Annotated in this window: 23 protein-coding genes and 1 rRNA gene; 22 read left to right on the top strand and 2 right to left on the bottom strand. The window is 44.3% G+C overall.

All coding sequences use genetic code 11. The annotated features are described in order from the left end of the window. The first annotated feature begins 112 nt into the window (after positions 1-112). The 12 genes from AC0MXB_RS08965 to ftsH all read left to right on the top strand — a co-directional run bounded on the left by AC0MXB_RS08965 (position 113) and on the right by ftsH (position 12,875). Positions 113-2,176, top strand: a complete 2,064-nt coding sequence (locus AC0MXB_RS08965) for a methyl-accepting chemotaxis protein (protein WP_474039329.1) — start codon at positions 113-115, stop codon at positions 2,174-2,176. A gap of 46 nt (positions 2,177-2,222) precedes the next feature. After that, positions 2,223-3,176, top strand: coding sequence for a SpoIID/LytB domain-containing protein (locus AC0MXB_RS08960; RefSeq protein WP_474039328.1), 954 nt, complete (start codon positions 2,223-2,225; stop codon positions 3,174-3,176). Positions 3,177-3,265: 89 nt separating this feature from the next. After that, the gene (gene yabP, locus AC0MXB_RS08955; RefSeq protein WP_474039327.1) at positions 3,266-3,547 is read left to right on the top strand and encodes a sporulation protein YabP; all 282 of its coding nucleotides are present in this window, start codon (positions 3,266-3,268) and stop codon (positions 3,545-3,547) included. Positions 3,548-3,578: 31 nt separating this feature from the next. Beyond that, the gene (gene yabQ / locus AC0MXB_RS08950; RefSeq protein WP_474039730.1) at positions 3,579-4,049 is read left to right on the top strand and encodes a spore cortex biosynthesis protein YabQ; all 471 of its coding nucleotides are present in this window, start codon (positions 3,579-3,581) and stop codon (positions 4,047-4,049) included. Between the two features lie 59 nt (positions 4,050-4,108). After that, complete coding sequence (locus AC0MXB_RS08945; protein WP_474039326.1) at positions 4,109-4,390, top strand: FtsB family cell division protein; 282 nt, start codon at positions 4,109-4,111, stop codon at positions 4,388-4,390. Positions 4,391-4,489: 99 nt separating this feature from the next. Further along, entirely contained in the window at positions 4,490-4,918 is a 429-nt protein-coding gene (locus AC0MXB_RS08940; RefSeq protein WP_474039729.1) for a S1 domain-containing RNA-binding protein, read from the top strand. Between the two features lie 195 nt (positions 4,919-5,113). Beyond that, positions 5,114-7,513, top strand: a complete 2,400-nt coding sequence (gene spoIIE, locus AC0MXB_RS08935; protein ID WP_474039325.1) for a stage II sporulation protein E — start codon at positions 5,114-5,116, stop codon at positions 7,511-7,513. A gap of 149 nt (positions 7,514-7,662) precedes the next feature. Beyond that, positions 7,663-8,415: a threonine/serine exporter family protein gene (locus tag AC0MXB_RS08930; RefSeq protein WP_474039324.1), complete on the top strand. Its 753-nt coding sequence runs from the start codon at positions 7,663-7,665 to the stop codon at positions 8,413-8,415. Positions 8,416-8,422: 7 nt separating this feature from the next. Next, complete coding sequence (locus AC0MXB_RS08925) at positions 8,423-8,881, top strand: threonine/serine exporter family protein (RefSeq protein ID WP_474039323.1); 459 nt, start codon at positions 8,423-8,425, stop codon at positions 8,879-8,881. Then, the gene (gene tilS, locus AC0MXB_RS08920; protein WP_474039322.1) at positions 8,865-10,253 is read left to right on the top strand and encodes a tRNA lysidine(34) synthetase TilS; all 1,389 of its coding nucleotides are present in this window, start codon (positions 8,865-8,867) and stop codon (positions 10,251-10,253) included. The genes AC0MXB_RS08925 and tilS overlap by 17 nt, the downstream gene beginning before the upstream one ends. Continuing rightward, entirely contained in the window at positions 10,253-10,792 is a 540-nt protein-coding gene (hpt, locus tag AC0MXB_RS08915; protein WP_474039321.1) for a hypoxanthine phosphoribosyltransferase, read from the top strand. Before tilS ends, hpt begins: the two co-directional genes overlap by 1 nt. A gap of 133 nt (positions 10,793-10,925) precedes the next feature. Further along, complete coding sequence (gene ftsH, locus AC0MXB_RS08910) at positions 10,926-12,875, top strand: ATP-dependent zinc metalloprotease FtsH (RefSeq protein ID WP_474039320.1); 1,950 nt, start codon at positions 10,926-10,928, stop codon at positions 12,873-12,875. Positions 12,876-12,956: 81 nt separating this feature from the next. Here ftsH and AC0MXB_RS08905 read toward each other — a convergent pair whose 3' ends face one another. Beyond that, positions 12,957-14,351, bottom strand: coding sequence for a sensor histidine kinase (locus tag AC0MXB_RS08905; RefSeq protein WP_474039319.1), 1,395 nt, complete (start codon positions 14,349-14,351; stop codon positions 12,957-12,959). Continuing rightward, positions 14,348-15,019 (bottom strand): response regulator, encoded by a 672-nt coding sequence (locus tag AC0MXB_RS08900; protein WP_474039318.1) that lies wholly within the window; start codon positions 15,017-15,019, stop codon positions 14,348-14,350. The genes AC0MXB_RS08905 and AC0MXB_RS08900 overlap by 4 nt, the downstream gene beginning before the upstream one ends. A gap of 320 nt (positions 15,020-15,339) precedes the next feature. On the opposite strand from AC0MXB_RS08900, the gene panC reads away from it, so the two are divergent. The 10 genes from panC to AC0MXB_RS08850 form a co-directional block, all read left to right on the top strand. After that, on the top strand, positions 15,340-16,230 hold the full coding sequence (gene panC / locus AC0MXB_RS08895; protein WP_474039317.1) for a pantoate--beta-alanine ligase: 891 nt from the start codon (positions 15,340-15,342) through the stop codon (positions 16,228-16,230). 53 nt (positions 16,231-16,283) lie between these two features. Continuing rightward, complete coding sequence (locus AC0MXB_RS08890) at positions 16,284-17,261, top strand: biotin--[acetyl-CoA-carboxylase] ligase (RefSeq protein ID WP_474039316.1); 978 nt, start codon at positions 16,284-16,286, stop codon at positions 17,259-17,261. Between the two features lie 35 nt (positions 17,262-17,296). Continuing rightward, positions 17,297-18,061, top strand: coding sequence for a type III pantothenate kinase (locus AC0MXB_RS08885; RefSeq protein ID WP_474039315.1), 765 nt, complete (start codon positions 17,297-17,299; stop codon positions 18,059-18,061). Positions 18,062-18,187: 126 nt separating this feature from the next. Then, positions 18,188-19,147, top strand: a complete 960-nt coding sequence (gene dusB, locus AC0MXB_RS08880; RefSeq protein WP_474039314.1) for a tRNA dihydrouridine synthase DusB — start codon at positions 18,188-18,190, stop codon at positions 19,145-19,147. A gap of 89 nt (positions 19,148-19,236) precedes the next feature. Next, complete coding sequence (locus AC0MXB_RS08875; protein WP_474039313.1) at positions 19,237-20,190, top strand: quinate 5-dehydrogenase; 954 nt, start codon at positions 19,237-19,239, stop codon at positions 20,188-20,190. A gap of 28 nt (positions 20,191-20,218) precedes the next feature. After that, on the top strand, positions 20,219-21,313 hold the full coding sequence (locus AC0MXB_RS08870) for a shikimate dehydrogenase (RefSeq protein ID WP_474039312.1): 1,095 nt from the start codon (positions 20,219-20,221) through the stop codon (positions 21,311-21,313). Positions 21,314-21,531: 218 nt separating this feature from the next. Further along, positions 21,532-22,011, top strand: coding sequence for a transcription elongation factor GreA (gene greA, locus AC0MXB_RS08865; RefSeq protein WP_474039311.1), 480 nt, complete (start codon positions 21,532-21,534; stop codon positions 22,009-22,011). A gap of 32 nt (positions 22,012-22,043) precedes the next feature. Next, positions 22,044-23,549, top strand: a complete 1,506-nt coding sequence (lysS, locus tag AC0MXB_RS08860; protein WP_474039310.1) for a lysine--tRNA ligase — start codon at positions 22,044-22,046, stop codon at positions 23,547-23,549. A gap of 127 nt (positions 23,550-23,676) precedes the next feature. Then, the gene (locus tag AC0MXB_RS08855) at positions 23,677-24,279 is read left to right on the top strand and encodes a LysE/ArgO family amino acid transporter (RefSeq protein ID WP_474039309.1); all 603 of its coding nucleotides are present in this window, start codon (positions 23,677-23,679) and stop codon (positions 24,277-24,279) included. A gap of 359 nt (positions 24,280-24,638) precedes the next feature. Continuing rightward, positions 24,639-24,942 (top strand): 16S ribosomal RNA (locus AC0MXB_RS08850); the annotation flags it as partial.

Below are 24,942 nucleotides of genomic sequence, written 5' to 3'. Positions count from 1 at the left end.
TTGTATTTGGAAGGTTTGGTTATCTAAATGTTAAGAAATGGGAAAGTCACTAGGAAGACTGCGGCGGCAATGATACCATGGACATGCACAAAAGAACTGATGGAGGGGTATCATGTTCAAAGGTCTGGCTTGGGTTTGGCATAAAGGTCGTACGTATTGGCAAAAGGGGAAAGGGTTTCGTGGGTTTAATAGGCAAAACTGGTGTGAAAGTTGGCAACAAAAGTGTTCTTCTTTAGCTTTTTTATTTATTTTGGTTATGGTTCTTGCCTGTTCAGTTCCGGTGGCTTTGATTGGTTCTTATTTTGCAAGTCAAACGATGAATGGACTGATTCAGACTGATGTTGATAAGAATAGTAAAGTGGCGGAGCGGGTGGCCAGTGAACTAGGAAATTATATGCTTACTAAGCGTAATTTTTTGCTTGCTACTGCTTCACGACCAGAGATACGTTCCCTTCAGGCCGATGATGCCAAGCAATTTTTAGCGTCCGTAAAACCTTATTATGGTACGGATAATTTAGCCGTGATTCGATCAGATGGTCAAGAATTAGTACGCACAGATGCTTCTCCTGTCACAAATGTAGCAAAAGAAGCGTATTTTTCGCAAATTCATACCGAAAAAGTTGCTTTTTCGAATGTTGTAAAAGATCATGGGAAGCTGGCGGTCTTGGGGTCGATTCCGCTACAAGGGGCGAGCCAGAATATACAAGGTATTTTAGTTGGTCAAATTTCCTTAGCGACGATTCAAGGAATTGTTGAGACGATCTTAGCGCAAAATCCCGGCTATAATATGATTGTCATTGATCGAAATCGTGTTCCTTTGTTTTATCAGTCTGATGTTAGTGCTGTAGAGGAGCAGCGTCAACTCAATGAATCTTACTACAATGAAGCTGTAGCGCAAGAAAGCGGCGATACAACAGCTATCGTACGCGGGCAGGATTATTTGATTTCCTATCGTTCTGTAGCGAATACGAACTGGGTTGTAATGACTTTTTATCCCAAGACTGCGGCGCTCCAAGGGGCTTATGACAGTGTCTATCAAAGTATCAAAGCGGCTTTTATTGTCGTGGCGATATTTATCATTGGCGGTCTCTTTTTTACACGTCGCCTCTTGGCCCCGCTTAAAACGCTTGTTACAAAAGTAAATCTTGCTGCAGAAGGCGATTTGCGGCAAGATTTGGCAAGTACAAGTCAAAATGAGTTTGGTCAGGTAGCTCGTTCCTTTGGGTTCATGATGGAGAGTCTTAGAAAAATTGTTTTGGCTGTAAAGAAAGCGACGCACTTTGTAACAACTGCCGCCGAGCAGGTTGCTGTAAGCGCTGAAGGCTCGACCCAGGCAAGCGAACAGGTAAGTCAAGCGGTGCAGATTATTGCTGTTTCCATGGAAAACCAACGCGAACGAGTGAAAGAGACGACAGAAGCGATTGAAGGGCTTTCCGAATTAAGTCGACGGGTGGCTGACAGCATTAGCCATATTGCCTTGCAAGCGGCCAGTTGCTCTGATACGGCCATAGACGGACAAAGCACAGTGCAGAAAACAGTAGGCTATATGGAAGCAGTAAAAGAAACTATGAGTGGTACTGCTGATCAAATGGCTTTATTAGAAAACAATGCTAAGCAAGTCGGTCAAATTACCGATATGATTCGCGGTATTGCCAAGCAGACCAATTTGTTGGCGCTAAATGCCGCCATTGAGGCGGCAAGAGCAGGACAGGCAGGACGTGGTTTTGCCGTTGTTGCTGATGAGGTCCGCAAGCTAGCCGATCAGTCCCTTGCTTCTGTTCAAGAAATTTCTCAGGTGGTTCAACGAATTGATGACGAAACCAAAGCGGTCTCCGTTACAATGCGCCAAAGTTTTGATAAGGTTTGCGATGGAGTAGCCGCAGCTCAGTCCTTAGGACCTGCCTTTGAGAAAATTGTTGCTTCTGTCGCTTCCATGCACGAAAATACAGTAGTTGTACGCCAAGAGACGGATGAACAGGTAGAGCTTTGTCAGTCGGCGGTGAAGACCGTGCAATCGGTGATGGATTTAGTGTCGGCCAATAGTGAAAGCGTTCAGGAAATTGTGGCAGTTAGCGAAGAACAAGCCGATGCCTCGCGGCAAATTCATGAAGCTGTTGCTGAAGTGAAAATCCTAGCGGATGACTTAGCAGAGCTTATCAGTCGCTTCAAAGTATAAATTGTACTGCAGGCGGCATACTACAGGCAAAGGAGGACGAATTAAAATGAAACAGAAAAAATTCGTGATTTTTCTTTGCAGTATTATGGTGATTGCTATGTTAAGCGCCTGTACACTTTTTTCACCGCAGAAAAAGCCGGAAACGGAGCCGACGCCGCCTTCCAGTAGTCAGAATGAGCCAGAAATTACGGTTTATATGCACGAAACTGGACAAACGAAGAAAATGTCGTTGGAAGATTATATTGCTGGTGTCGTAGCGGGAGAAATGAAAGCCGATTGGCCAGTAGAAGCCCTAGCCGCTCAGGCGATTTTAGCCAGGACCTTTACGTTACAGGCGATAGAGAGCAAAGGCGGTGTGCCAGCGCGCGGTACCCAGGCGTCAACAGATATTAAGGAGTTCCAGGCTTATGATGCGAAGTCCATCAATGACAATGTTCGCGAAGCAATTCGAATGTCGCGCGGCAAGGTTGTTACATATCAAGGCAAGCTGATTACGGCTTGGTTTCACGCTAGCGCCGGCGGTATGACGGCTACTGCCAAAGAAGGCCTTAATTATAAGGATGCGGAACCGCCTTATATTTCCCCTGTTGCCTCGCCTGATGAGCAAGCGCCGCCCGAGGTGCGCAACTGGAAAGCAACAGTTTCAACCGAGGCCATGCTGACAGCTTTAGCCCAAATCGGTCAAAAGGTAAATACAGTTGATGCTGTGGAGATTACGCAAAAAGGACCTTCCGGTCGAGCCGAAGAATTGACTGTGAATCATTCCGTAAAAGTAAGTGGCCCGGAACTTCGCATTGCTTTGGGCAGTGATGTGGTCAAATCGATGTTGCTTGATACAGTGGAAGTAAGTGGCGGTAAGGTTATTTTTAGTGGACGCGGTTTCGGCCATGGCGTGGGAATGTCGCAATGGGGCGCTTACGCTTTAGCTAAGTCGGGTACAAGTGCAACAGACATTATTGCTCACTATTTTCAAGGCGTAGCAATTGAACAAAGATATTGAAAGAGCTGGCGACAGCTCTTTTTTTATTCTATTTTTACGGCATAGCTCATATATTGATAGCGGAGGACAACAGGAGGGAGAGAGGGGTTATGGCAAGCGAAGAAAAAACAGCGCGTTGGCGCCATCAGTTTTGTGTGACAGAACGGGAAGAAATGTCTGTTGACGGTGTAATTAATTTAGCTAGTTTTGATGAGCGAGAAGTGATTATGGAAACGGAACAGGGAATTTTAACAGTCAAGGGAAGCGGACTCAATATAAAACAACTTAATTTAGAAGATGGCAATCTTGTTTTTGAAGGAATGATTCATTCTATTGCCTATGATGAAGAAATGAAAGTGAAAAAAGGGTTGTTGCAGCGACTGCTTAAGTAATTGTTTGATCAGGGAGGACGAACAGATCGTGATGAGAGAAGATCTAGCGACTTTTTTGTGGCTGGGCCTTACCGGAGCGCTGCTGGCTTTTTGTTTTGACTGGTATCGTGTGTTTCGTCGTCGTAGTCGTCCCCGCTCAGTTATTGCAGGAATTGCTGATCTTATTTTTTGGCTTTTTTCTGCTATTGTTGTATTTTTGGTACTTGTCTGGAATAATGGCGGTGAGCTGAGATTTTATATTTTCATCAGTTTATTAGGTGGAGTTCTTGCCTACTATCAATTTTTGAGCAGACAGGCTGTCAAAGGGATCGAACAAAGTTTGCGCTTATTTCAGTTTCTTTGGCAAAAGCTTCTGAAGCTTGTCTATTTTTTACTGATCGGGCCCTGCCTGTTTCTCGTACGAAAAAGTCTAGCGCCGTTTTACGGCTTTACTAAGCTCGCCCAACAGGGGCGGCGACGCTGGAAAAAATTTTTTAATAAGCAGGATTGTAATAAGCTTTAGGCGAATAAATAAAACAAATGTAAGTGAATTTGCGAAACGAAAAGCTGGCGGTGTAAAAAATGCGTGGAAAAGCAATGAGATTTAATTGGTATCGAAGTGTAATCCTGTTAATTGGGGTTGGCTTTGTATATTTATTTATTTCCCAAGGCATATCAATGTGGACCATCCACAAAGAAGTGCTTGCCAATCAGCAGCGTTTGGCGGAAGTACAGCAAATTCATGATCAGCTTCTTGAGGAAAAAGCCAAGCTGGAAACTCCCGAATATATTGAAAAGGTAGCCCGCGAAGATTTGGGGCTGGTTCGACCCGGAGAAGTTCCTTACCGTGCTGCTAAGAAGTGATAGTTTTTTATATTTTTGCGGCATTCCTTGACACTCTTTTGTTGTCAAGGCTATAATATGATTGCAAATATTGTTTTTTAAGGAGGAAGTTTGATTAGTATGTCCATTGAAGTTGGCAGCGTGGTAGAAGGCGTTGTGACAGGAATCACGAATTTTGGTGCTTTCGTGGAACTGCCAGGAGGTAAAGTCGGTCTTATTCACATTTCAGAGGTTGCCGATGTTTATGTTCGTGATGTTAAGGATTTTTTGAAAGAGAGAGATACCGTAAAGGTAAAAGTTCTTTCGATTGATGAACGCGGCAAAATAGGATTATCTATTAAGCAATTGCAAGCGCCAAAAGAAGTACCCGCACAGCAACCTTATAGAAAGCCACATGTCAATGAGAACAGGCGTCCGCGTTTTAATGCGCCGTCCTTTGAAGACAAGTTAAGTAAGTTTTTAAAAGACAGCGATGAACGTTTATCTGACTTAAAACGCAATACGGAATCAAAGCGCGGCGGTCGTGGTGCTGCTCGCCGGGCCGAGTAATGTATCAGCTGTTTCTATAATGATATAAATGAAACAAACAAGTCTAGTTGTTAGACTTGTTTTTTTTATGTGTTTTTATTTACAATTTTGGGATAAAATGCCGGTTTTTTTGCGTGATCTCCTTCTTTATTCAGACAAAAAAATGTATGGTAATTTTTGTAAAATATAAGAAGCTGACAAAAGGAGGAATCATCCATGCCGAAAGTTACCGTTATTTCAGTACCGCGGGAATTAGTAAAAGAAATCGACAATTTTTCATTACTACGAAAAGGATTAACCTTTTGTAACAAAGGGGTTATGGCGTTGCAGCGGCAACTAACCTTGCAGCAAAGTAGAGTAGGAGAAATTCTTTTTCAGGGTATTGTTGCTTTTTTATTGAGTCGCATTGTCATACTGGGAGAATTGGACGCTTGCGGCATCGCTTTTTACGGTGCTTTAGCGTACCGATTTGCCCCAGGCCGGTTTTTAGCAGCCGTTGGCGTAGTGCTTGGAGCTTTGTCGTTAGGACGCTGGGAAGCTGCTTGCGCTTATGGCGTTGCTATGGCAATTTATCATCATTATGGGCTGAAGAAGAAAGGCGTAGCGACTTGGTTTTTTTGGCAAATGTTATTTTGGTTTACTCTGCTAATAGCGAGTAAATTAAGTTTACTCTTTTTTTCTACTTTCTCGCTCTATGATGTGATGCTCGCCTTCTTAAACGGTTTTTTTGGTTTTCTTTTGTACTATGTTTTTACGATTGCTTTAGGCGAATCAGGGGATTTTTTTCAGGCTCAGATTGCTAAAGAAGTCTTATTAGCAAAACTTGTTCTCGTATCGCTGGCGCTTAGCGGGATTGGCGCTACCGTTGTTTATGGTTGGGAGCTTCGTCACATATTAGGCAGCTTTTTTGTTTTAATGTTGGCTTTTAGCGGCGGATCTGGAATCGGAGCCGTTGTTGGCCTTTGTACAGGTATGATTTTAGGTTTTGTCAGTGAGGATGCACTTTCGTTTATGATGCTTTTTGCTATGGCTGGTATGCTGGGTGGCGCTGTACGGCAAAACGGCAAATACGCTTCTGCTCTTGCCTATCTTATGGGGTTTTGCTTAGTGCTTTTGCTTTTAGGACAAGGCGTTTCTCCCAGTTGGCTGGCTGAAGGAGCAATAAGTTGTGGCGCCTTTTTATTCTGTCCGTTAAAATACATTTCGCTCACAAGTCGTTTGGTAGGACCTGAAAAAAAGACTGATTATGCTGTAAAAGCCGCTTCCAGCCAAAAACTTGCTGAGCTCGCTGCTTTATTTTCCGATTTAGGACAAGCTATGGGAAGTAGGGAGGGGCAAAAGCAAGCAGACGTGGAAGAATATGAGGCGCAGCTGTTGCTTGTTGAAGTTGGACAGCAGGTTTGTGAATGTTGTACAAAGCGCGAAGAATGCTGGGGGAGCGCTTTTTATCAGAGTTACGAAGCTTTGATTATCTTGGCCGGACGAGCGGAGCAAGGGAATAAAACCATTTCGCGGTACTTTAAAGATATTTGTTTAAAACCAGAAGAGCTAATGGCGCAAGTTTTGAAAGTAACGGAAGAAAAACTGGCTAGATCTTACTGGCAGCTGCAACTCAATGAGACGCGTCATTTGGCATGCGAACAAATGCTGGCCTTAAGCGATATTTTGCAAAATTTGCGGCAGGAACTTGTCAAAAAGCCGCGGCAAGATACTGTATTGGCGACGAGGCTCCAGGAGGAAGCTGCTGCTTTAGCCTGTCCCTTGCAATTTGCTACTGTTTTTTGTGAGAGCCAGGCAAAGGTGCTTCAAATCGAAAAAGCGCCTTGCTCTAAAAATCAAGAATGTCGCCATACGTTGTTGCCTTTGGCTGAGAGCCTAACTGGTGATGTATTGGAAATGGCGACAGAGTGCGGTTCGGCGGAAAAAGGTAGCTTATGTGAAATTACGTTTAAAACGGCAGCAAAAATGATGCTGCAAGTAGGATATGCCTGCGCAGCGCAGCAGCCAGGAGCGGAATTGGGCGATACATGCTCCTATCTTTCTCTGGCGGAAGGCAAGTTTATTATGATTTTGAGTGACGGCATGGGAACAGGTAGTGAGGCCGCACAAGAAAGTACGAAAGCTGTAAAGTTTTTGGAAAGACTCCTTAAGGCCGGTTTTTCCGTGGAAACAGCGGTGAAAACAGTAAATGCGCTGCTGATTGCACAAAAGTCGGGAGAAAGTTTTCCTACACTTGATCTTGCTGTTATCAATGCCTACTCTGGTGAAACCGATTTTATTAAAATCGGCGCAGCTCCCAGCTATGTCAAGCGCGTGAAGGAAGTTATGACCATCGAGTATTGTTCCGCACCCGCAGGGATTGTTCCTCAGCGGCTTGAACCTGTTTCCGTTCAGTTAACGGTAGGCGATCTTGTGGTGCTAGTTAGCGACGGCGTGAGTGATAGTGGCAAAACAGAACGAGGTAACTGGCTAGCCAATTATTTACGGTGCCTTTCCTCAGAAGAACCGCAACAGATTGCTGAAGCGTTGCTACAAGAAGCGCAGCGGCGGTCTTGCAGTAAGACAGTCGATGATATGACCGTATTGGTAGGACGTCTTAACAAGGTAAATCGTTAAAAAAATAAGCAATGGCGGCAGAGGATGACCTTTGCCGTTTTCTTTTTCATGAAACCTTTCATGCTAGGGTATTCTAAAACGAGCGGGTTGTAAAAAAAGAGCAGGAATGTTTTTGAACGAAGAGAAAATAAAAAGGAGGGTCTGTTTTTATGATGACAGAAACAGGCAGTCTCGTACTACTCGCCGGTGAAATCATGCTAAAAAATGGCGCGGAAACATCGCGCGTGGAAGAAACGATGCGCCGTATGGGCAAAGCATTAGGCGCAGCGTCTGTCGATAGCTTTGTTATACCGACTGGCGTATTTGTAACCTTAGTGAGTCATAATAATGAGAGTATTACGCTGCTTAGGCGGGTAGCGGCCCGAACGATTAATCTAGATCGCATTGATAAGGTGAACGAACTATCGCACCGTTTAGTCGATAACCGAATCGGGTCAGAAAGTGTACAGCCCTTGTTGCTTAGAATCGCTAGAGAACGGACTGGGTTTTCCTTGTTACCTTCGATGATGGCTTCCGGCATAGTAGGCGGCGGTTTTGCTGTATTGCAGCATGGGGCTTTTTTAGACGTGGTCGCCGCTTTTGTTGCTGCTTTTTTGGTACGCCTCTTGGCTCATCTTGTTTCACGGTTTCACGGCGTTACTTTTACCCATGAATTTCTTGGCGCGGTATTGGCCGCCGCTATTGGTCTTTTTTGCAGTTCTGCTTGGCCCGGTTTGCACAGTGATATTATGATTAGCGGCGGCATTATGCCGCTTGTTCCGGGTGTGGCAGTGACTAATGGAATTCGCGATGTCATTGCGGGCGATCTTTTAAGCGGTATTTCTCGCAGTCTGGAAGCCGCATTGACGTCTGGAGCTGTTGCCATGGGCGTGATTTTAGTTGTGGCCATGGCAGCTGAGTGAGGTCTTCATGGACTTGTATTCGCTGCTAACTGTTTTTATAATGTCCGTTTCTATTGGCATTTTATATCGTATTCCTAGGGCTTCGTTGTTTTATGCTAGCTTTGTAGGCACAGGCGCCTATTTTACGCAGCAACTTTCGATATTAGTGTCCATACACTGGGTTGCAGCAAGTTTTTTTGGTTCGGTAGCTGCGGCATTTCTCTCGGAAGTTTTTGCGCGAAGGTGGAAAAAACCAGCGACGATTTACTTAATTCCGGGATTTATTCCCCTTGTTCCCGGTCGGGAAGCTTATTTGGCTATGACTTACTTAGTAAAAGGCCAGTATGAACAAGGGGCGGCGATGGCTATGCGCGCCTTGCTTACTGCCAGTGCGATTGCTTTTGGGATTTTTGTTTGTGTAAGCTTTTTTCGTTTCATGATAAACCGTAAAATAGGGAGTCATACTAAGAATGTTAGAAAAAATTAAAACGTTTATTGATAGTCACGAACTGATTTTGCAAGGCGATAAGATTATTATCGCTTGTTCTGGCGGCAGTGACTCTGTGGCGTTAACTTGTATTTTGAAAGAGTTAGAGAAAACATATCATCATCAACTATATCTTGCTCACTTGCATCATGGTCTCAGAGGAACGGAGGCCGATCGAGATGAAGCCTATGTTAAGCAACTTAGTGATAACCTTCAGATTCCTTTTTTTGTAGCACGCTGTGAAGTCAGTTCTTATGCCAAGCAGCAAGGGTTCTCGTTGGAAGAAGCCGGGCGGATCTTGCGCTATCGTTTTTTAGAGGAAACGGCAAAACAAGTTGGCGCGGAAAAAATTGCTACCGGTCATCATCAAGATGATCAGGCCGAAACAGTCTTGATGAATTTGCTGCGCGGTAGCGGCAGTTCTGGACTCAAAGGCATTCTGCCGAAGAATGGCAATCGAATTAGGCCGCTGCTTGCGGTAAATAAGGAAATGATTCAGCAATATTTGACGAAGCTTGGTATTGAGACTTGTTATGACAGTACGAACACGGATCAGAAAATTCTTCGTAATCGTTTACGCTTATCTCTTTTACCAACTCTGCAACTAGAGTATAATAACCATATTAAGGAGTCGCTTTGCCGTACGGCATTAATCGCACAGCAAGAGCATGATTTTCTTTTGCAGGCGGCTTATGAGGCCTATGAGAATACGGTGTGGGAAGAAGCGGATGGGGTTTTTGTTTCGCAGCGTCTTCAGTCATATCATAAAGCAGTGCAGCGAGAAGTTTTTCGTTTAGCCATTGAAAAAAAACAGGGGCATTTAAGAGGAATCAGCTTTCATCATGTTGAACAGTTGTCAAAGATGCTTTTTTCCTGGACGGTAGGGACCTATTATCCTTTACCGCAGAAGCTGATTGCCTATAAAGGGTATGATACTGTCAAGCTTATGCGGCAGGGGACTAAAAGGGAAGCGATAGCTTCCACTGCGCCACAGGCGCTGTCTATTCCCGGGAAAACGATTCTTTTTTCTTTTGCCGCAGCGATCGAGGCCGTGGTGACGACAGAAGCCCCGTTAAAAGCTGACAAAAACGAAGCTTGGTTTGACTATGACGCACTGACGCCGCCGCTTTTCATACGATCTCGGCAACCAGGAGATCGTTTTACACCGTCTCAGATGCAGGGAACGCAAAAGATTAAAAAATATCTGATTGACCATAAGGTGCCGCAGGAAAGTCGTGACAAAGTTCCGATCTTATACAATGATCAAGGAATTTTGTGGCTTTGTGGTTTGCGGCAATCTGCTCTTGCCGCCGTAAGCGCTGCAACAAGACGTTTCTTAAAATTATCCCTAGTATATCAGGAGGATTTGTAATGGTAGAAGACATGGAAAAAATCTTAATCAGTCAGGAAGGGCTGGCAAAGCGGGTAAAAGAGCTGGGCGAGAAAATTTCAGCTGATTATGCGGGCGAAGAAATTTTAATGATAGGCGTATTGCGCGGCGCCGTTATTTTTATGGCCGATTTGTCACGGGCGATAAAAATTCCTGTAGCTATTGATTTTATGGCTGTTTCAAGTTATGGTATGTCCACTTCGTCTAGCGGCGTTGTGCGTATCTTAAAAGATCTTGACGAGGATGTAGAAGGAAAGCATGTACTTATTGTTGAGGATATTATTGATTCCGGCCTTACTTTAAATTATCTGATTGATTACATTAAGTCGCGCAATCCAAAGAGCGTTAAAATCTGCACTCTTTTAAATAAACCGGAAAGACGCAAAGTAGCCGTGCCAATTGCTTATAACGGCTTTGATGTACCTGATGAGTTTGTTGTCGGCTACGGTCTCGATTATGCAGAAAAATATCGCAATCTGCCCTTTATCGGTATTTTGAAACCAGAAATATACAGTAAATAGAGATCACTGGCATAAAAAAGCGCATGGAAAGTTTCAATAAGTTTCTTTGTAAATTATTGATCACTTATGATATAATAATCTACTGTGGATATGAGTATTCTTTTCCATGTACTCCAGTGAGAGGAGGGCTATTTTGAACAAGTTTTTTCGCAATGTCAGTTTTTATTTGTTGATCATCATCATTGCTATTTCCATTATTGATTATTATTCATCCCGAACGGTGACGAAGCAGGAGGTTAGCTACACGCAGTTTTTAAAACAAGTGAGCGACCAGAATGTGGACCGCGTGACGATTGTGGATAATACGATCAAGGGAAAATTAAAAGATGGTCAAGAGTTTACGACAGTCGCGCCGAATGATCCTACTTTAATCAACTCCCTGCGCGATAAAGGGGTCGATATTAAAGCGGAACAGCCGCCGCAGCCGCCATGGTGGACGACGATTTTCTCGTCAATCCTGCCTATGCTGCTTTTGATTGGCGTATGGTTCTTTATTATGCAACAGACTCAAGGCGGGGGAAATCGCGTAATGAGTTTCGGCAAGAGCCGGGCAAAGCTGCATAGTGAAGATAAAATTAAGGTTACTTTTGAAGATGTAGCCGGGGCTGATGAAGCCAAACAAGAACTCGAGGAAGTTGTTGAGTTCTTGAAACATCCTAAGAAATTTAATGATTTAGGTGCTCGTATTCCGAAAGGCGTTCTCCTGTTTGGACCTCCAGGCACAGGGAAAACTCTTTTGGCTAGAGCGGTTGCTGGCGAGGCAGGCGTTCCCTTTTTCAGTATCAGTGGTTCTGACTTTGTGGAAATGTTTGTCGGTGTTGGCGCATCGCGTGTGCGCGATCTTTTTGAACAGGCTAAGAAAAATGCTCCCTGTATCGTTTTTATTGACGAAATTGATGCCGTAGGGCGTCAAAGAGGAGCGGGTCTTGGCGGCGGCCATGATGAACGCGAACAGACGTTAAATCAGCTGCTAGTCGAAATGGATGGTTTTGGCGTTAATGAAGGCATTATTATTATTGCCGCAACCAACCGACCGGATATTTTAGATCCGGCACTACTGCGTCCTGGTCGTTTTGACCGCCAGGTTGTTGTAGATCGTCCTGATGTAAAAGGCCGTAAGGAAATCTTAAAGGTTCATACCAAAGGAAAGCCCTTAACAAAAGAGGTAGATCTTGATGTACTAGCAAGACGCACGCCTGGTTTTACTGGTGCCGATCTAAGTAATCTTGTGAATGAGGCGGCGCTTCTCGCAGCTCGCCGCAATAAACGCCGTGTCGACATGATGGAAATGGAAGAAGCGGTGGAACGGGTAGTAGCTGGTCCGGAACGTAAGAGCCGTGTGATTAGCGATAAAGAGAAGAAGCTGACTGCGTATCACGAAGCAGGGCATGCTCTGATCGGAATGTTGCTCACTCATACCGATCCTGTTCATAAAGTTTCGATTATTCCTCGCGGTCGCGCTGGCGGTTATACGCTGATGTTGCCAAAAGAAGATCGCTATTATGCTACTAGGTCGGAACTGCTTGATCAGTTAAAAACCTTGTTAGGCGGCCGTGTAGCGGAAGCTGTCATTTTAGATGAAATCAGCACCGGGGCGCAAAACGATTTGGAACGAGCTACAGAACTTGTTCGTAAGATGATTACAGAATACGGCATGAGCGATGTACTTGGACCGATTACTTTTGGTCGTAAACAAGAGCAGGTCTTCTTGGGACGCGATATTTCTCGCGACCGCAATTACAGTGAAGAAGTGGCTTACTCCATTGATAAGGAAACGCGTCGCTTAATTGAAGACGCTTACGAAAAAACGGAGCAAATGCTGCGTGATAATATTGACAAACTTCATTTGATTGCTCAGGCTCTGATGGAAAAAGAAACTCTTGAAGGCGCTGAATTGGCGGAACTTCTGGAAAAGGGTTCCTTGTCGGAAAAACCTGCGACAGAAAATACCAGTGAAAGTTCAGCTGCTATTTCCCCTGTGGTAGAACCGGCCAAAGAGCAGACGAGTGATATGTCGCAATCAAGCGATTCACCGAAAGTCGTCTATATTAAAAAATCAGATTCTGACAGTAAAGACGATTAAAAATTTAATGTTTAAAATTGCGAAGGTCCGCAGCACAGAATCGTGCTGCGGACCTTTTTTATTAAGTCGTTATTTTAGCGGCTAAGACGATAGGGGTAATTCAATTGTGAAGGTAGATCCTTGGCCTAGGGTACTTTGCGCATAAATACGACCATTCATTAACTCTACAAGATATTTGGTAATGGCAAGACCGAGACCAGTGCCGCCATCTTCACGGGAGCGGGCCTTATCCACACGATAAAAACGATCCCAAATATAGGGCAAATCCTTTTCTGCAATTCCTTTGCCTTGGTCTACTACCGTAATAAGGACTTTTTTTCCCTGACGTTTTGCCGCTACTGTGACTAGTGTGTTTGGTGGGGAATATCGTCTAGCATTACTTAGTAGATTTGTCAGGACTTGGGCTAAGCGACAGGAATCTGCTAAAACATAGAGGCCTTCTGTTACATCAAGTTCTAAGCGAACTCCTTTTTCTTGAAAGAGAATAGACTCTAGTTTGATTTGATTTTTTAAAAATCCAGCCAGCTCAATGACTTCCTGAATCGCTGGCATTTCACCTGCTTCTAGTTTCGACAAATCTAATAAATCATTTGTCAGTCGATCCATGCGGCGGCTTGCCTGCAAAATGGCCGTTAAGAAGGCGCGCTCTTGTTGCGGCGGAACCATATTATCAAGGAGTGCTTCCGTCATAGCTTGAATGGAAGTCGTTGGAGTTTTTAATTCATGGGTTACATTTGCTAGAAATTCTCGTCGGTTTTGTTCAATTGCCGCAAAGGATTTAGCCATGGAATTGAAGGTTTGACCAAGGCGGCCGATTTCACTATTTCCTGTAGCCGTTGTTCTGGCATTAAAATCACCGGAAGCAAAACGGCGGGCGGCGTTACTAATGTTTGCCAACGGCCAGGTGAGCGAGCGAGAAATGAAAAAGGCAAAGGTTGCGGCAACAAGTAAACCGGCAATAGCGCCGTATAAAAGCAAGGGCTGGGCGCGATCGGCCTGTTTATTGACTCGCGGCGTGGAAGCGTGCATCACAAGGATACGTGGCTGATTGATTTCTGGAATGGTTAACGCTAACAGAATGGAACGATCACCGCGGCGTGACGATCGATATAACCAAGACTCGCCCTTTTCTCTTGCCAGCTTGGCAATCGCTCCTTGGGCTTCGGGATAATCGACCAGCCAATTTTCGGGGGGGATGCCTGTAACGGTTTGACTGTTTTCGTCGACGATCCAGCAAGTGGCGCCGACGAGTTCATTGATTTTATCAATATTTTGTTGCAGTTGTTTGTGGCCATGACGATTTTCTGCAATGATTAAATTCAGGGCGGCTTGGCCTTTCATGAGAATATCATTTTTTTGGCCTTCCACAAAATGGCTATGTAAGAGATAGCCTGTCAGTAGTAGACATGTTACGGCAGTAATTAGGATAACAACGCAATTGGAAAGAAGAATACGGCCGAAAATAGAACGGATCATGACTCTGGCACCTCAAATTTATAGCCTTTACCCCAGACTGTATGAATATAGTTTGCTGCAGGTTCAGCAAGCTTATGACGAAGCCGCTTTACAGTAGCGTCAACGGTGCGGTCATCGCCGTCGAAATCATAGCCCCACACATTTGTTAGAACTTGATCGCGATCAAATACTTGCGACGGATGGCGTACCAAAAAGAGTAGTAATTCATATTCTTTCGGGGAGAGCGCCACGGTCTGTTCATTACTTTTCACTACATGTGAGGTCGGATTGATCGTGAGGCCTGGGAAAGTTAGAATCGATTCCGCAAAGAGCAGATTGCTGCGACGCAATACTGCTTTGACGCGGGCGATCAATTCTTTGGGGCTGAAAGGCTTCGTGATATAATCATCAGCACCGAGAGAAAAACCGGTAATCTTATCTTGCTCTGCCGTTTTGGCTGTTAAAAAGATGACCGGTACGTCGCGCGTAATGGCCTGGCAGATTTCCAAACCGGAATAGCCTGGCAGCATAATGTCAAGCAGGAGAAGGTCTGGTTTATATTGTTCCTCCATTTCCAGTGCTGTCGTTCCGTTATAGGCGCAGTAAACCTCAAAGTTTTCTTGTAGAAGATAGAGTTTCACTACTTCTACAATGCTGGGTTCATCGTCAGCAATGAGGATTTTAATCATGAAAGTTCCTCCTTAAACAAGTCTCACTCTATGCTATCATAAATTAATCTCATCTAACAGGGGGACTGGGGTCATACCTGTTAAAATCCATCAATTGCCTTGCTCCGAGGAAAAAGACATGCTATGATTAAGCTGGTAGCAAGCAGCAGGCATCCTTGGGGGAGTCTGACTGGCCGTTAGAACAAGTGATTAAGACAGTTTTATAGATTTGCCGCTTAGATCTTTGCGACTGAGACGGAAAGCGCTTGCTGCGATACTTTATGCCTTTCCGTCGGGAAAGGCTTTTTATTTTAGAAAAATTTAACTTTAGGGGGATGGACATGGAAATTATTACAACTGTTGCAGCTTTACGGGAAAAAGTTAAACAAGCGCATCGCGAAGGAAAGAGTCTGGGACTTGTTCCGACCATGGGGTATTTACATGATGGGCATCTAACACTGGCCCAAACAGCTCGATCGGAAAATGATATTGTTGTGCTAAGTATCTTTGTGAATCCGCTGCAGTTTGGTCAAGGCGAAGATTATGCCGCCTATCCGCGCGATTTGGCTTGTGATAGTCAAAAGGCCGCAACAGCTGGCGTGGATTTCGTTTTTGCACCTAGCGTGGAAGAAATGTACCCGTTTGGTTATGAGAATATGATGACCTTTGTGGAAGTAAAAGGTCTTACCGAAGGCCTCTGCGGTCAGTCGCGCCCCGGACATTTTCGTGGTGTAGCCACAGTAGTTACTAAATTGTTTCAGATTGCTCAGCCCGATAAGGCTTATTTTGGTCAAAAAGACGCCCAGCAAGTGGCTGTTATTAAAAAGCTGGTGGCAGACTTAAATATGGACATTACGATTGTTACTGTGCCAATCGTGCGCGAAAAAGACGGCTTAGCTTTGTCGTCGCGTAATGTTTATTTAAATCAAGCGGAGCGTAGCGCGGCTCTCGTATTAAGTAAATCGCTTGCCTTAGCAAAACGACGCTTACAAGCGGGCGAAAGAAACAGTGAGAAACTTCTTGGCGCTATGCGCGCTTTGATTGAAGCGGAACCTTTGGCGCAGATTGATTATGCTGTGATTGTAGACAATCAAACCTTGGCGCCACTGCCTAAAGTGCAAGACAGCGCACTGATCGCTTTAGCTGTTCGCATTGGACGGACAAGACTCATTGATAATATTGTTTGGGAAAGAGCTGATATTCCCGCGGCTTTAGCTGGCGGAATTGATTGACAGATAGTTAACGAGCGGTTATCATAAAGCTAACAATTGTGGGAGGAATTTCTGTGCGTAACTCCATATTGGAATTACTTCGCGCTCATAGCAGCGACTATTTATCAGGCGAAGAAATTTCTAGACAGCTTTCTGTTTCCCGAACGGCAGTTTGGAAGCATATCCAGGCATTAAAACAGGCTGGCTATGAAATTGAGTCTCATACAAGACTCGGCTATCGATTGCTGTTGGCACCAGATCGGTTGCGGCCAGAAGAAATCATTCCGCATTTGACCACAGAATGGCTCGGTAAAAAAATTTTTTACTTTGATGAAGTGGAGTCGACGAATGCCATTGGCAGGGATGCTGCGTTAAAAGGCGCCCCGGAAGGAACCATTGTTCTTGCCGAAAGTCAATGTGCCGGCAAAGGTCGCCTGGCTCGAGGCTGGTATTCCCCGAAATATCAAGGAATTTGGCTTTCCATTGTATTACGACCGACAACATTTCGTCCTTATGATGCGCCGAAATGCAATTTAATGGCAGCTGTAGCCTTGGAACGGGCCATCTTTCGCGAAACCCAGATTCACTGTGGCATCAAATGGCCGAATGATTTGCTCTATGAAGGTAAGAAACTTGTTGGAATCTTGACGGAAATGAATGCTGACCTTGATATGATTAATTATATTGTGATCGGCATGGGGATTAATGTGAATTTTAATGAAGCAGAAATTCCGGACGAGCTCAAAGACATAGTGACTTTCCTTGCTAAACTGAAGGGATCCCCTGTGGATCGCAAGCAGCTTCTTGGTAAAGTATTAGAAGAGCTTGAAAGAGCTTATGATCAGATTAATGAACGAGGCTTTGCACCACTACTTGATGAATGGCGAAAAAAATCGATTACTTTAGGCAAAGTTGTTGATGTGATTGGCTTTGATCAGCGTTTTTCCGGCAAGGCCGTTGATATTGATTCAGACGGCGCTTTGTTGATTGAACGGGAAAGCGGCATTGAGCGAGTTCTTGCTGGTGATGTGTCAATTCGTGCTAAGTACTAAGAAAATTCACAATTTAAGTGGCAGGAGGATTTTTCATGCTTTTGGTTTTTGATGTGGGGAATACCAATATTGTACTCGGAGTCTATGATAAGAAAGAACTACGTGTGAACTGGCGGGTTTCGACAGACAGACAAAAAACAGCTGATGAATATGGCATGCTGATTTGTAATTTGTTTGCCTATGGGAAAATTGACGTAAAAAATATTGATGCCGTCATTATTTCTTCCGTTGTACCGCCCTTAACGGTACCGCTTACTCGCATGTCCCAGCGGTATTTTGGCGTTGAACCCATTGTTGTGGGGCCGGGAATTAAAACAGGTATTTTTATACGGTATGAAAACCCCCGCGATGTGGGAGCTGACCGGATTGTCAATGCCGTTGGCGCTCATGAAAAATACGGCGGTCCTTTAATTGTTGTTGATTTTGGTACGGCTACTACCTTCTGTGCGATTGCGCAAAACGGTGATTATTTAGGCGGCGCGATTGCCCCTGGTATTGGCATTTCTTCTGAGGCTTTGTTCCAACGTGCTGCCAAGCTGCCGCGTATTGAACTGATTAAACCGAAAAATGTAATTTGCCGCAGTACAGTCAGCAGTATGCAATCAGGTATTATCTATGGTTTTGTCGGACAAGTCAATGAACTGGTAAAACGGATGAGAGAAGAACTAGGCCATAAAGCCTATGTTGTTGCTACAGGCGGTCTGGCCAATCTGATTGCTCAGGAAACGGATGCGATTGATGTAGTAGAGCCTTTTTTAACGTTAGAAGGCTTGCGGATTATTTACGAAAGAAACTGTTAATGCGAATTGGTAAATCAAAGAAACTGTCGTCAAGGTACGGCGGTTTCTTTTTTTGTTGCTCTTTTCCCAGTCTTTCGGCTATACTACTAAAGGTATTATTATGTTACAAGGCAAGGAGGCTGATTTATGCAAATCGGGCCGATCAATTTACCTTATCCTGTGATTTTAGCGCCTATGGCTGGTGTTTGTGATCTGCCATTTCGATTGTTGGCGAAAGAAATGGGGTGTCCTCTAGTCGTCGCTGAAATGGTTAGTGATAAAGGTCTTATTTATAATAATAAACATACTCACGAAATGCTTAGGATTGAACCGGCCGAACGGCCAATTTCTATTCAGATTTTTGGCGCCGAACCAGCGGAAATGGCTCAGGCGGCTAAAATGGTGGAAGCCGCTGGTGCCGATATTCTTGATATTAATATGGGCTGTCCCGCGCCGAAAATTGTTAAAAATGGTGAAGGTTCTGCTTTGATGCGTCAACCAGCATTAGCCTATGAAGTGATTGCGGCGGTGGTTGCTGCAGTGAAGATTCCTGTCACCGTGAAATTTCGTAAAGGCTGGAACGATGCGGAAGTGAATGCGGTAGAAATTGCCCAGTTGGCGCAGCAGGCTGGAGCGGCGGCTATTGCGGTTCATGGCCGTACGCGTGAACAGTTTTATGCTGGCGAGGCTGATTGGTCCATTATTAAAGCCGTGAAGGATGCTGTGACGATTCCGGTTATTGGTAATGGCGATATTAGATCACCTGAAGATGGTTGCCGCATGATGCAAGAAACGGGTTGCGATGGAATTATGATTGGCCGTGCCGCCCAAGGGAACCCTTGGATTTTCCAGCAGACGATCGCCTATATGAAAACAGGTCGAAAAATGGCAAAACCGTCGCGGCAAGAACGGATAGCGATGCTATTAAAACACTTTGAATTGATGATGTATTATAAAGGCGCTCATATTGGTATTCGGGAAATGCGTAAGCATGCAGCCTGGTATACGAAGGGGCTTCCCGGCTCGGCAGAACTTCGCCGCCTGTTTAATCAGGCCGAAAGTGAAGCTGATTTTCGTGCTGTAGCTGCAAAGATTGAGACTTATTAAAGCGCTAAGAAAGCAACTCGAGGTATTTCGCTTCGAGTTGCTTTCTTTTTTGGTATGGGAGGGAAAGCGGTAACATATACTAGCAGGAGATGGAAATTTTCACCGGAGCTGACTTAAAGGGGAATGAAGCAGGCATTATGACAAACAACCATATTTTAAGTGTCAGTCTAGGTTCTTCAGAGCGTAATCATTGTACAACAGAATGGTTGGAAGGAAAAAAGTATACAGTAGAGCGGCGCGGGGTTGATGGCGATAAAAAAAGAGCGATTGAGCTGATTCAGGCTATGGATGGCCGTGTCGCCGCGTTTGGTCTAGGGGGGACTGATCTTTATATTTATGCTGGAAACAAACGGTATTGCTTTTATGAAGCGGCGCAGATCGCGAAAGCAGCTGTCAAATCGCCCCTTGTAGACGGCAGCGGCATAAAAAACACCTTAGAACGCAGAGTACTTACTTATTTGGAGCAAACGGGATTTTCCTTTCAAGGCAAAAAAGTTCTGCTTGTCTGCGCAGTAGATCGCTTTGGCTTGGCGGAAGCTTTTGTACAGGCAGGCTGCCAAGTGGTTTTTGGCGACCTATTATTTGGCCTGGGCTGGCCTGTTCCGATTCGCAGCCTCAAAACGTTAGCAAGGCTGGCATTTTTTTTAGCGCCTGTTATTACGAAATTGCCTGTCGGCTGGTTCTACCCTATGGGCAAAGCGCAGATCGAGTCAAAGCCACGATATTCCCGATTCTTTGAAGAAGCCGATATTATTGCCGGTGATTTTCATTTTATTAGACGGTATATGCCACTAAAGCTTGCGGGGAAATTAATTTTGACCAATACAGTAACGCAGGATGATCTTGCTCTGCTTGCGGCAAGAGGGGCAGCTACCGTTGTCACAACGACTCCGAGCATGGGGGGGCGTTCTTTTGGCACCAATATTCTTGAAGCGCTGCTAGTTGCTCATAGTGGGCGTTGGCCAAAAGCGCTTACGCCCCTAGAATATCTAGAATTGATGGAACGGCTTCAGATTCAGCCGCGCATTGTTCATTTGTCCTGAAGAAGGCAAGTCGCAGGGAGGAATTGGGATGGAGAAATTTGCTTTTATTGTTCACCCGCTCACCGCAAAAGATTTTTCACGCAAATTTTCGTTTACAAAGACGTGGCCGGATCGTTGGGTTGAAGGCATGATCAAATATATTCCGCCGTTAAAAGTTTCATCAATACAGGGGATATCATCTCCTTATGGTCAAGCAGAAGGTTGGTTTATCGGCTGTCCGCTCACCGCTCGTCAAATGATGGAATTGCCGGAAGAAGTCGTATTGAAAAAGATTATTGGGGCAGGGAAGATTGCAGAAAAACTTGGGGCTGAGATGTTGGGGCTCGGCGCCTTTACTTCGGTTGTTGGCGATGCAGGCATTACGATAGCGAAAAATTTAACGATACCTGTTACGACTGGCAATAGCTATACTGTTGCGATGGCTTTAGCTGGAACGCGTGAAGCGGCGAATAAGATGGGGATTTGTTTAGAAGAAGCTAGAGTCGTTATTCTGGGAGCTACTGGATCCATTGGCGCAGCTTGTGCACAACTTTTGTCACGGGAAGTTTCTGATCTTATCTTAGTGGCCCGTGATGAAAGTCGGTTGGAAAAACTTTCTGGGCAGATCTTAAAAAGCACAGGTTTAGCTGTGCAGGTAACGGCAAATACTAAGGCTGCTTTAAAAGCAGCTGATATTATTATTGCCGTAACGAGTTCTGTGGAAAGCTTAATTGAACCAACTGACTTAAAGAGTGGGGCCGTCGTCTGCGATGTAGCAAGACCGCGCAATGTAGCGAAAGCTGTAGCTTCTGTTCGTAAGGATGTGTTAGTGATTGATGGAGGAATTGTGAAAATTCCAGGGGAAGTGGATTTTGGCATTGATTTCGGCTTTCCGCCAGGGACTGCTTATGCTTGTATGGCTGAAACAATCTTGCTTTGTTTAGAAAAGTATCAAAAAAACTTTACGCTTGGGCGTCATATTTCGGTAAAACAAATTGAATGGATTAGCGCTATGGCGAAAAAACATCACTTTCGGTTGGCTGGTCTGCGCAGCTTCGATAAACCTTTGACCGATCAAGACATTGAAAAAATTCGTCTACAAGTACAGGGCGATAGCGGGTATCTGGCAAAGGGGATAGGCTAGTAATGATTGACAAACCACTGCTTTATGCCTATAATAGTGCATAAAACTAAGGGGAATTATGTGTTGTGATTCATTCGCTTTAGTTTAGGTAGAAAGTGTCAAGTTTATGGCTTGGCACTATTTATATTATTCTGCCCATTTTTAGGAAAAAGTCAGAACGCAGTAATCTCGGTAATGTGTCAGCAAGAAGTGAAGTTAGGGTTAAAGGAGACAGACATATGGCTGAAAAAGAGGTAATTTTAACCGGAGAAGGCTTAAAAAAGCTGGAAGACAAACTAGAACATTTAAAATCAGTGCGCCGCTTAGAAGTAGCTGAGCGCATAAAACAGGCAATCGAATTTGGCGATATTAGCGAAAACTCCGAGTATGAAGACGCCAAAAATGAGCAAGCCTTTATCGAAGGCGAAATCCTTACATTAGAAAAATCCCTGCGCAATGCGAAACTCATTGATCAGAGTACAGTCGGTATTGACACCGTTTCTATTGGGTCTACTGTCATTTTAAAAGATCTTGAATTTAATGATGAACTGGAATATACCATTGTCGGTTCTGCCGAAGCTGATCCCAGTGAACTCAAAATCTCCAACGAATCACCTGTAGGGCAAGCTATTTTAGGGTGTAAGATTGGCGAAGTGGTCGAAGTGAATGTTCCAGCAGGCATTTTAAAATATGAAATTTTAACTATTAAACGCAGCTAATTGGTGTGCTGTTATCGGGGGCAAGAGGAAAGATGAGTAAGAATAAAGCAGCCGGTGATCAACAGGTTGCCGCTACGGAAGATCTAAATGAATTAATGAAAGTTCGCCGGGAGAAGTTAGCTGCCATTACCGACAAAGGGATTGAGCCCTTTGGTCGAAATTATGACGCTACGCATCACGCGCAAGCGATTCTAGACAATTTTGACAGCTTAGAAGGTCAGACTGTAAAAGTCAGTGGTCGGCTTGTTGCCGTAAGAGGCCATGGCAAAGCAAGTTTTGCTCATGTAACGGATATGAGTGGGAAAATCCAAATTTATTTTCGCCAAGATACGATGGGAGAAGCAAAGTATGAAGAGCTTCACCTTGCAGATATCGGCGATATTATTGGCGTAGAAGGCACGGTATTTCGCACACAACGCGGCGAAATCAGCGTAAAAGCAGCTACGTTTACTTTTTTGGCCAAAGCCCTGCGTCCGTTGCCGGAAAAATTCCATGGCTTAAAAGATGTAGAAATGCGCTATCGCCAAAGATATCTTGATTTAATTATGAATCCAGAAGTTAAAGATACTTTTGTTAAGCGTAGCCGGATTATTTCTACATTACGGCAATTGCTTGATGAAAAAGACTTTCTGGAAGTAGAAACTCCAATGATGCATGGAATTCCCGGCGGTGCAGCAGCAAAACCGTTTATTACCCACCATAATGCACTTGACGTGGATCTTTATATGCGTATTGCGCCGGAGCTTTACTTGAAACGTCTTATTGTCGGCGGCTTCGAAAAAGTCTATGAAGTAGGCCGCGTATTCCGTAACGAAGGCGTATCAGTAAAACATAACCCGGAATTTACGCTGGTAGAAATCTATCAAGCCTTCGGCGATTACAATACAGTAATGAACTTGACCGAAGAGTTAGTATCGCAGATTGCGCAACGCGTTCTCGGAACTATGAAAATTACTTATCAAGGCCAGGAGATCGATTTAACTCCACCTTGGAATCGCATGACAATGGCAGATGCTGTAAAGCAGCAGACTGGCATTGATTTTCTCGCGGCTGCATCAATCGAAGAAGCTAGAGCGTGGGCTGATTCTATTCATGTAGAATACACTTCGGGTGACGGGATTGGCGGTATCTTAAACAAGGCCTTTGAAGAAAAAGTAGAAGAAACTTTGATTCAACCGACCTTTATTATTGGCCATCCGACTGAAATTTCGCCGCTAGCGAAACGCAATAAAGACAATGGAACGATTACCGACCGCTTTGAAGCCTTTATTTTTGGCCGTGAAATGGCGAATGGCTTCTCTGAGCTGAATGATCCGATTGATCAGGAAGGTCGTTTCTTAAAGCAAGTGGAACAACGCGAATCAGGCGATGATGAAGCTCATATGATGGATAAAGACTATGTAACCGCCTTAGAATATGGCATGCCGCCAACAGGTGGTTTGGGCATTGGTATTGACCGCTTGGTTATGCTATTAACTGACAGTTCTTCTATTCGTGATGTGTTATTATTCCCTTATATGCGTCCGCAAAAAGGGTAATCAAATGCTTTAACTAGATAAGAGAAAAAGACCGATAGAATTCTTTTGTAGAGGATTCTTCGGTCTTTTTGCTATTTTGAATTTAAGGTGCAACAATTTTTGAGTGCAAGAAGCAGGAGGCTTACAGATGATACTCGCTTTTTTTCATGGTTTTTTACTCGCTTTTAGTTTGATTTTGCCACTGGGGGTGCAAAATGTCTTCGTGTTTACGCAGGGAGCTGTTCAGCCGCGGTTTAGCGGGGCTATACCAGTCATTATTACAGCAAGCTTGTGTGACACGCTCCTCATTACCTTGGCAGTAACAGGCGTGTCTGTTCTTGTTCTTACCTTTCAATTTGTAAAACTGCTGCTTATGGCTGGCGGTGTTGTTTTTCTCCTCTATATGGGCTGGGTGTACTGGCATATGAAAACACAGGCTCTTAATAGCGATCAAGAAGCGGTAACGATTAAAAAGAGTATCTTGTTTGCTATGAGTGTATCGCTGTTAAATCCCCATGCTATTTTGGATACGGTCGGTGTTATTGGAACAAGTTCTTTGGCTTATCAAGGCATGGAAAAGATCGGATTTACTTTAGCCTGTATTGGCGTTTCTTGGTTTTGGTTTTTTTTACTAGCTTTACTCGGGCGTATTGTCCGTCGTCTTGACACAGCGCCGCTTATTTTGAAATGGCTGCAAAAGGGATCGGCTATTGTCATGTGGCTGAGTGCTGCTTTTCTTGCGACGCTTTAAGCAAAATCATAATATATTATAGGGCTGAAAAGGATCTTAAAAATACTTTGCGAAAAAGTGTTGACATAAGTGAATCTGCTGTGCTATTATATACAAGTCGCCGTTGAGCGACACGAAAACAGAAAAGAATCATCGCTTCTAAAAACGAAGGCGAAACGGTTTCGGAAAAAAACTTTGAAAAAAGTACTTGACAAACTGGTTCGAAAAATGATAAACTATCTAAGCTGCTTCGGTAGCGGCTCTCTGAAAACTAAACGATGGATAAGTAACAACAAGCCAGATGTGCGGGTTTCGCAAGAAACCAACTTAAATAATTTCTTTATTTGATATTTAGAGCCTTATCGGTTCTTCATAAAACTTTTATGGAGAGTTTGATCCTGGCTCAGGACGAACGCTGGCGGCGTGCCTAACACATGCAAGTCGAACGGAGATTCAGCAATGGATCTTAGTGGCGAACGGGTGAGTAACACGTAGACAACCTGCCTTTTAGATGGGGACAACATCCCGAAAGGGTTGCTAATACCGAATGAGCTCTTTATCTCGCATGGGAGAAAGAGGAAAGGTGGCCTCTATTTATAAGCTACCGCTAAAAGATGGGTCTGCGTCTGATTAGCTAGTTGGTGAGGTAAGAGCTCACCAAGGCGACGATCAGTAGCCGGTCTG

Source organism: Pelorhabdus sp. sgz311001 (assembly GCF_055901755.1).
The sequence above is the reverse complement of the archived record's forward strand: the minus strand, read 5'-3'. Positions and strand labels throughout refer to the sequence as shown.

Bases quoted from the DNA above. Each gene is read 5' to 3' on its own strand.
- AC0MXB_RS08965 (WP_474039329.1), top strand. From the start codon at position 113: ATGTTCAAAGGTCTGGCTTGGGTTTGGCATAAAGGTCGTACGTATTGG.
- AC0MXB_RS08960 (WP_474039328.1), top strand. From the start codon at position 2,223: ATGAAACAGAAAAAATTCGTGATTTTTCTTTGCAGTATTATGGTGATT.
- yabP (WP_474039327.1), top strand. From the start codon at position 3,266: ATGGCAAGCGAAGAAAAAACAGCGCGTTGGCGCCATCAGTTTTGTGTG.
- yabQ (WP_474039730.1), top strand. From the start codon at position 3,579: ATGAGAGAAGATCTAGCGACTTTTTTGTGGCTGGGCCTTACCGGAGCG.
- AC0MXB_RS08945 (WP_474039326.1), top strand. From the start codon at position 4,109: ATGCGTGGAAAAGCAATGAGATTTAATTGGTATCGAAGTGTAATCCTG.
- AC0MXB_RS08940 (WP_474039729.1), top strand. From the start codon at position 4,490: ATGTCCATTGAAGTTGGCAGCGTGGTAGAAGGCGTTGTGACAGGAATC.
- spoIIE (WP_474039325.1), top strand. From the start codon at position 5,114: ATGCCGAAAGTTACCGTTATTTCAGTACCGCGGGAATTAGTAAAAGAA.
- AC0MXB_RS08930 (WP_474039324.1), top strand. From the start codon at position 7,663: ATGATGACAGAAACAGGCAGTCTCGTACTACTCGCCGGTGAAATCATG.
- AC0MXB_RS08925 (WP_474039323.1), top strand. From the start codon at position 8,423: ATGGACTTGTATTCGCTGCTAACTGTTTTTATAATGTCCGTTTCTATT.
- tilS (WP_474039322.1), top strand. From the start codon at position 8,865: ATGTTAGAAAAAATTAAAACGTTTATTGATAGTCACGAACTGATTTTG.
- hpt (WP_474039321.1), top strand. From the start codon at position 10,253: ATGGTAGAAGACATGGAAAAAATCTTAATCAGTCAGGAAGGGCTGGCA.
- AC0MXB_RS08905 (WP_474039319.1), bottom strand. From the start codon at position 14,351: ATGATCCGTTCTATTTTCGGCCGTATTCTTCTTTCCAATTGCGTTGTT.
- AC0MXB_RS08900 (WP_474039318.1), bottom strand. From the start codon at position 15,019: ATGATTAAAATCCTCATTGCTGACGATGAACCCAGCATTGTAGAAGTA.
- panC (WP_474039317.1), top strand. From the start codon at position 15,340: ATGGAAATTATTACAACTGTTGCAGCTTTACGGGAAAAAGTTAAACAA.
- AC0MXB_RS08885 (WP_474039315.1), top strand. From the start codon at position 17,297: ATGCTTTTGGTTTTTGATGTGGGGAATACCAATATTGTACTCGGAGTC.
- dusB (WP_474039314.1), top strand. From the start codon at position 18,188: ATGCAAATCGGGCCGATCAATTTACCTTATCCTGTGATTTTAGCGCCT.
- AC0MXB_RS08875 (WP_474039313.1), top strand. From the start codon at position 19,237: ATGGAAATTTTCACCGGAGCTGACTTAAAGGGGAATGAAGCAGGCATT.
- AC0MXB_RS08870 (WP_474039312.1), top strand. From the start codon at position 20,219: ATGGAGAAATTTGCTTTTATTGTTCACCCGCTCACCGCAAAAGATTTT.
- greA (WP_474039311.1), top strand. From the start codon at position 21,532: ATGGCTGAAAAAGAGGTAATTTTAACCGGAGAAGGCTTAAAAAAGCTG.
- lysS (WP_474039310.1), top strand. From the start codon at position 22,044: ATGAGTAAGAATAAAGCAGCCGGTGATCAACAGGTTGCCGCTACGGAA.
- AC0MXB_RS08855 (WP_474039309.1), top strand. From the start codon at position 23,677: ATGATACTCGCTTTTTTTCATGGTTTTTTACTCGCTTTTAGTTTGATT.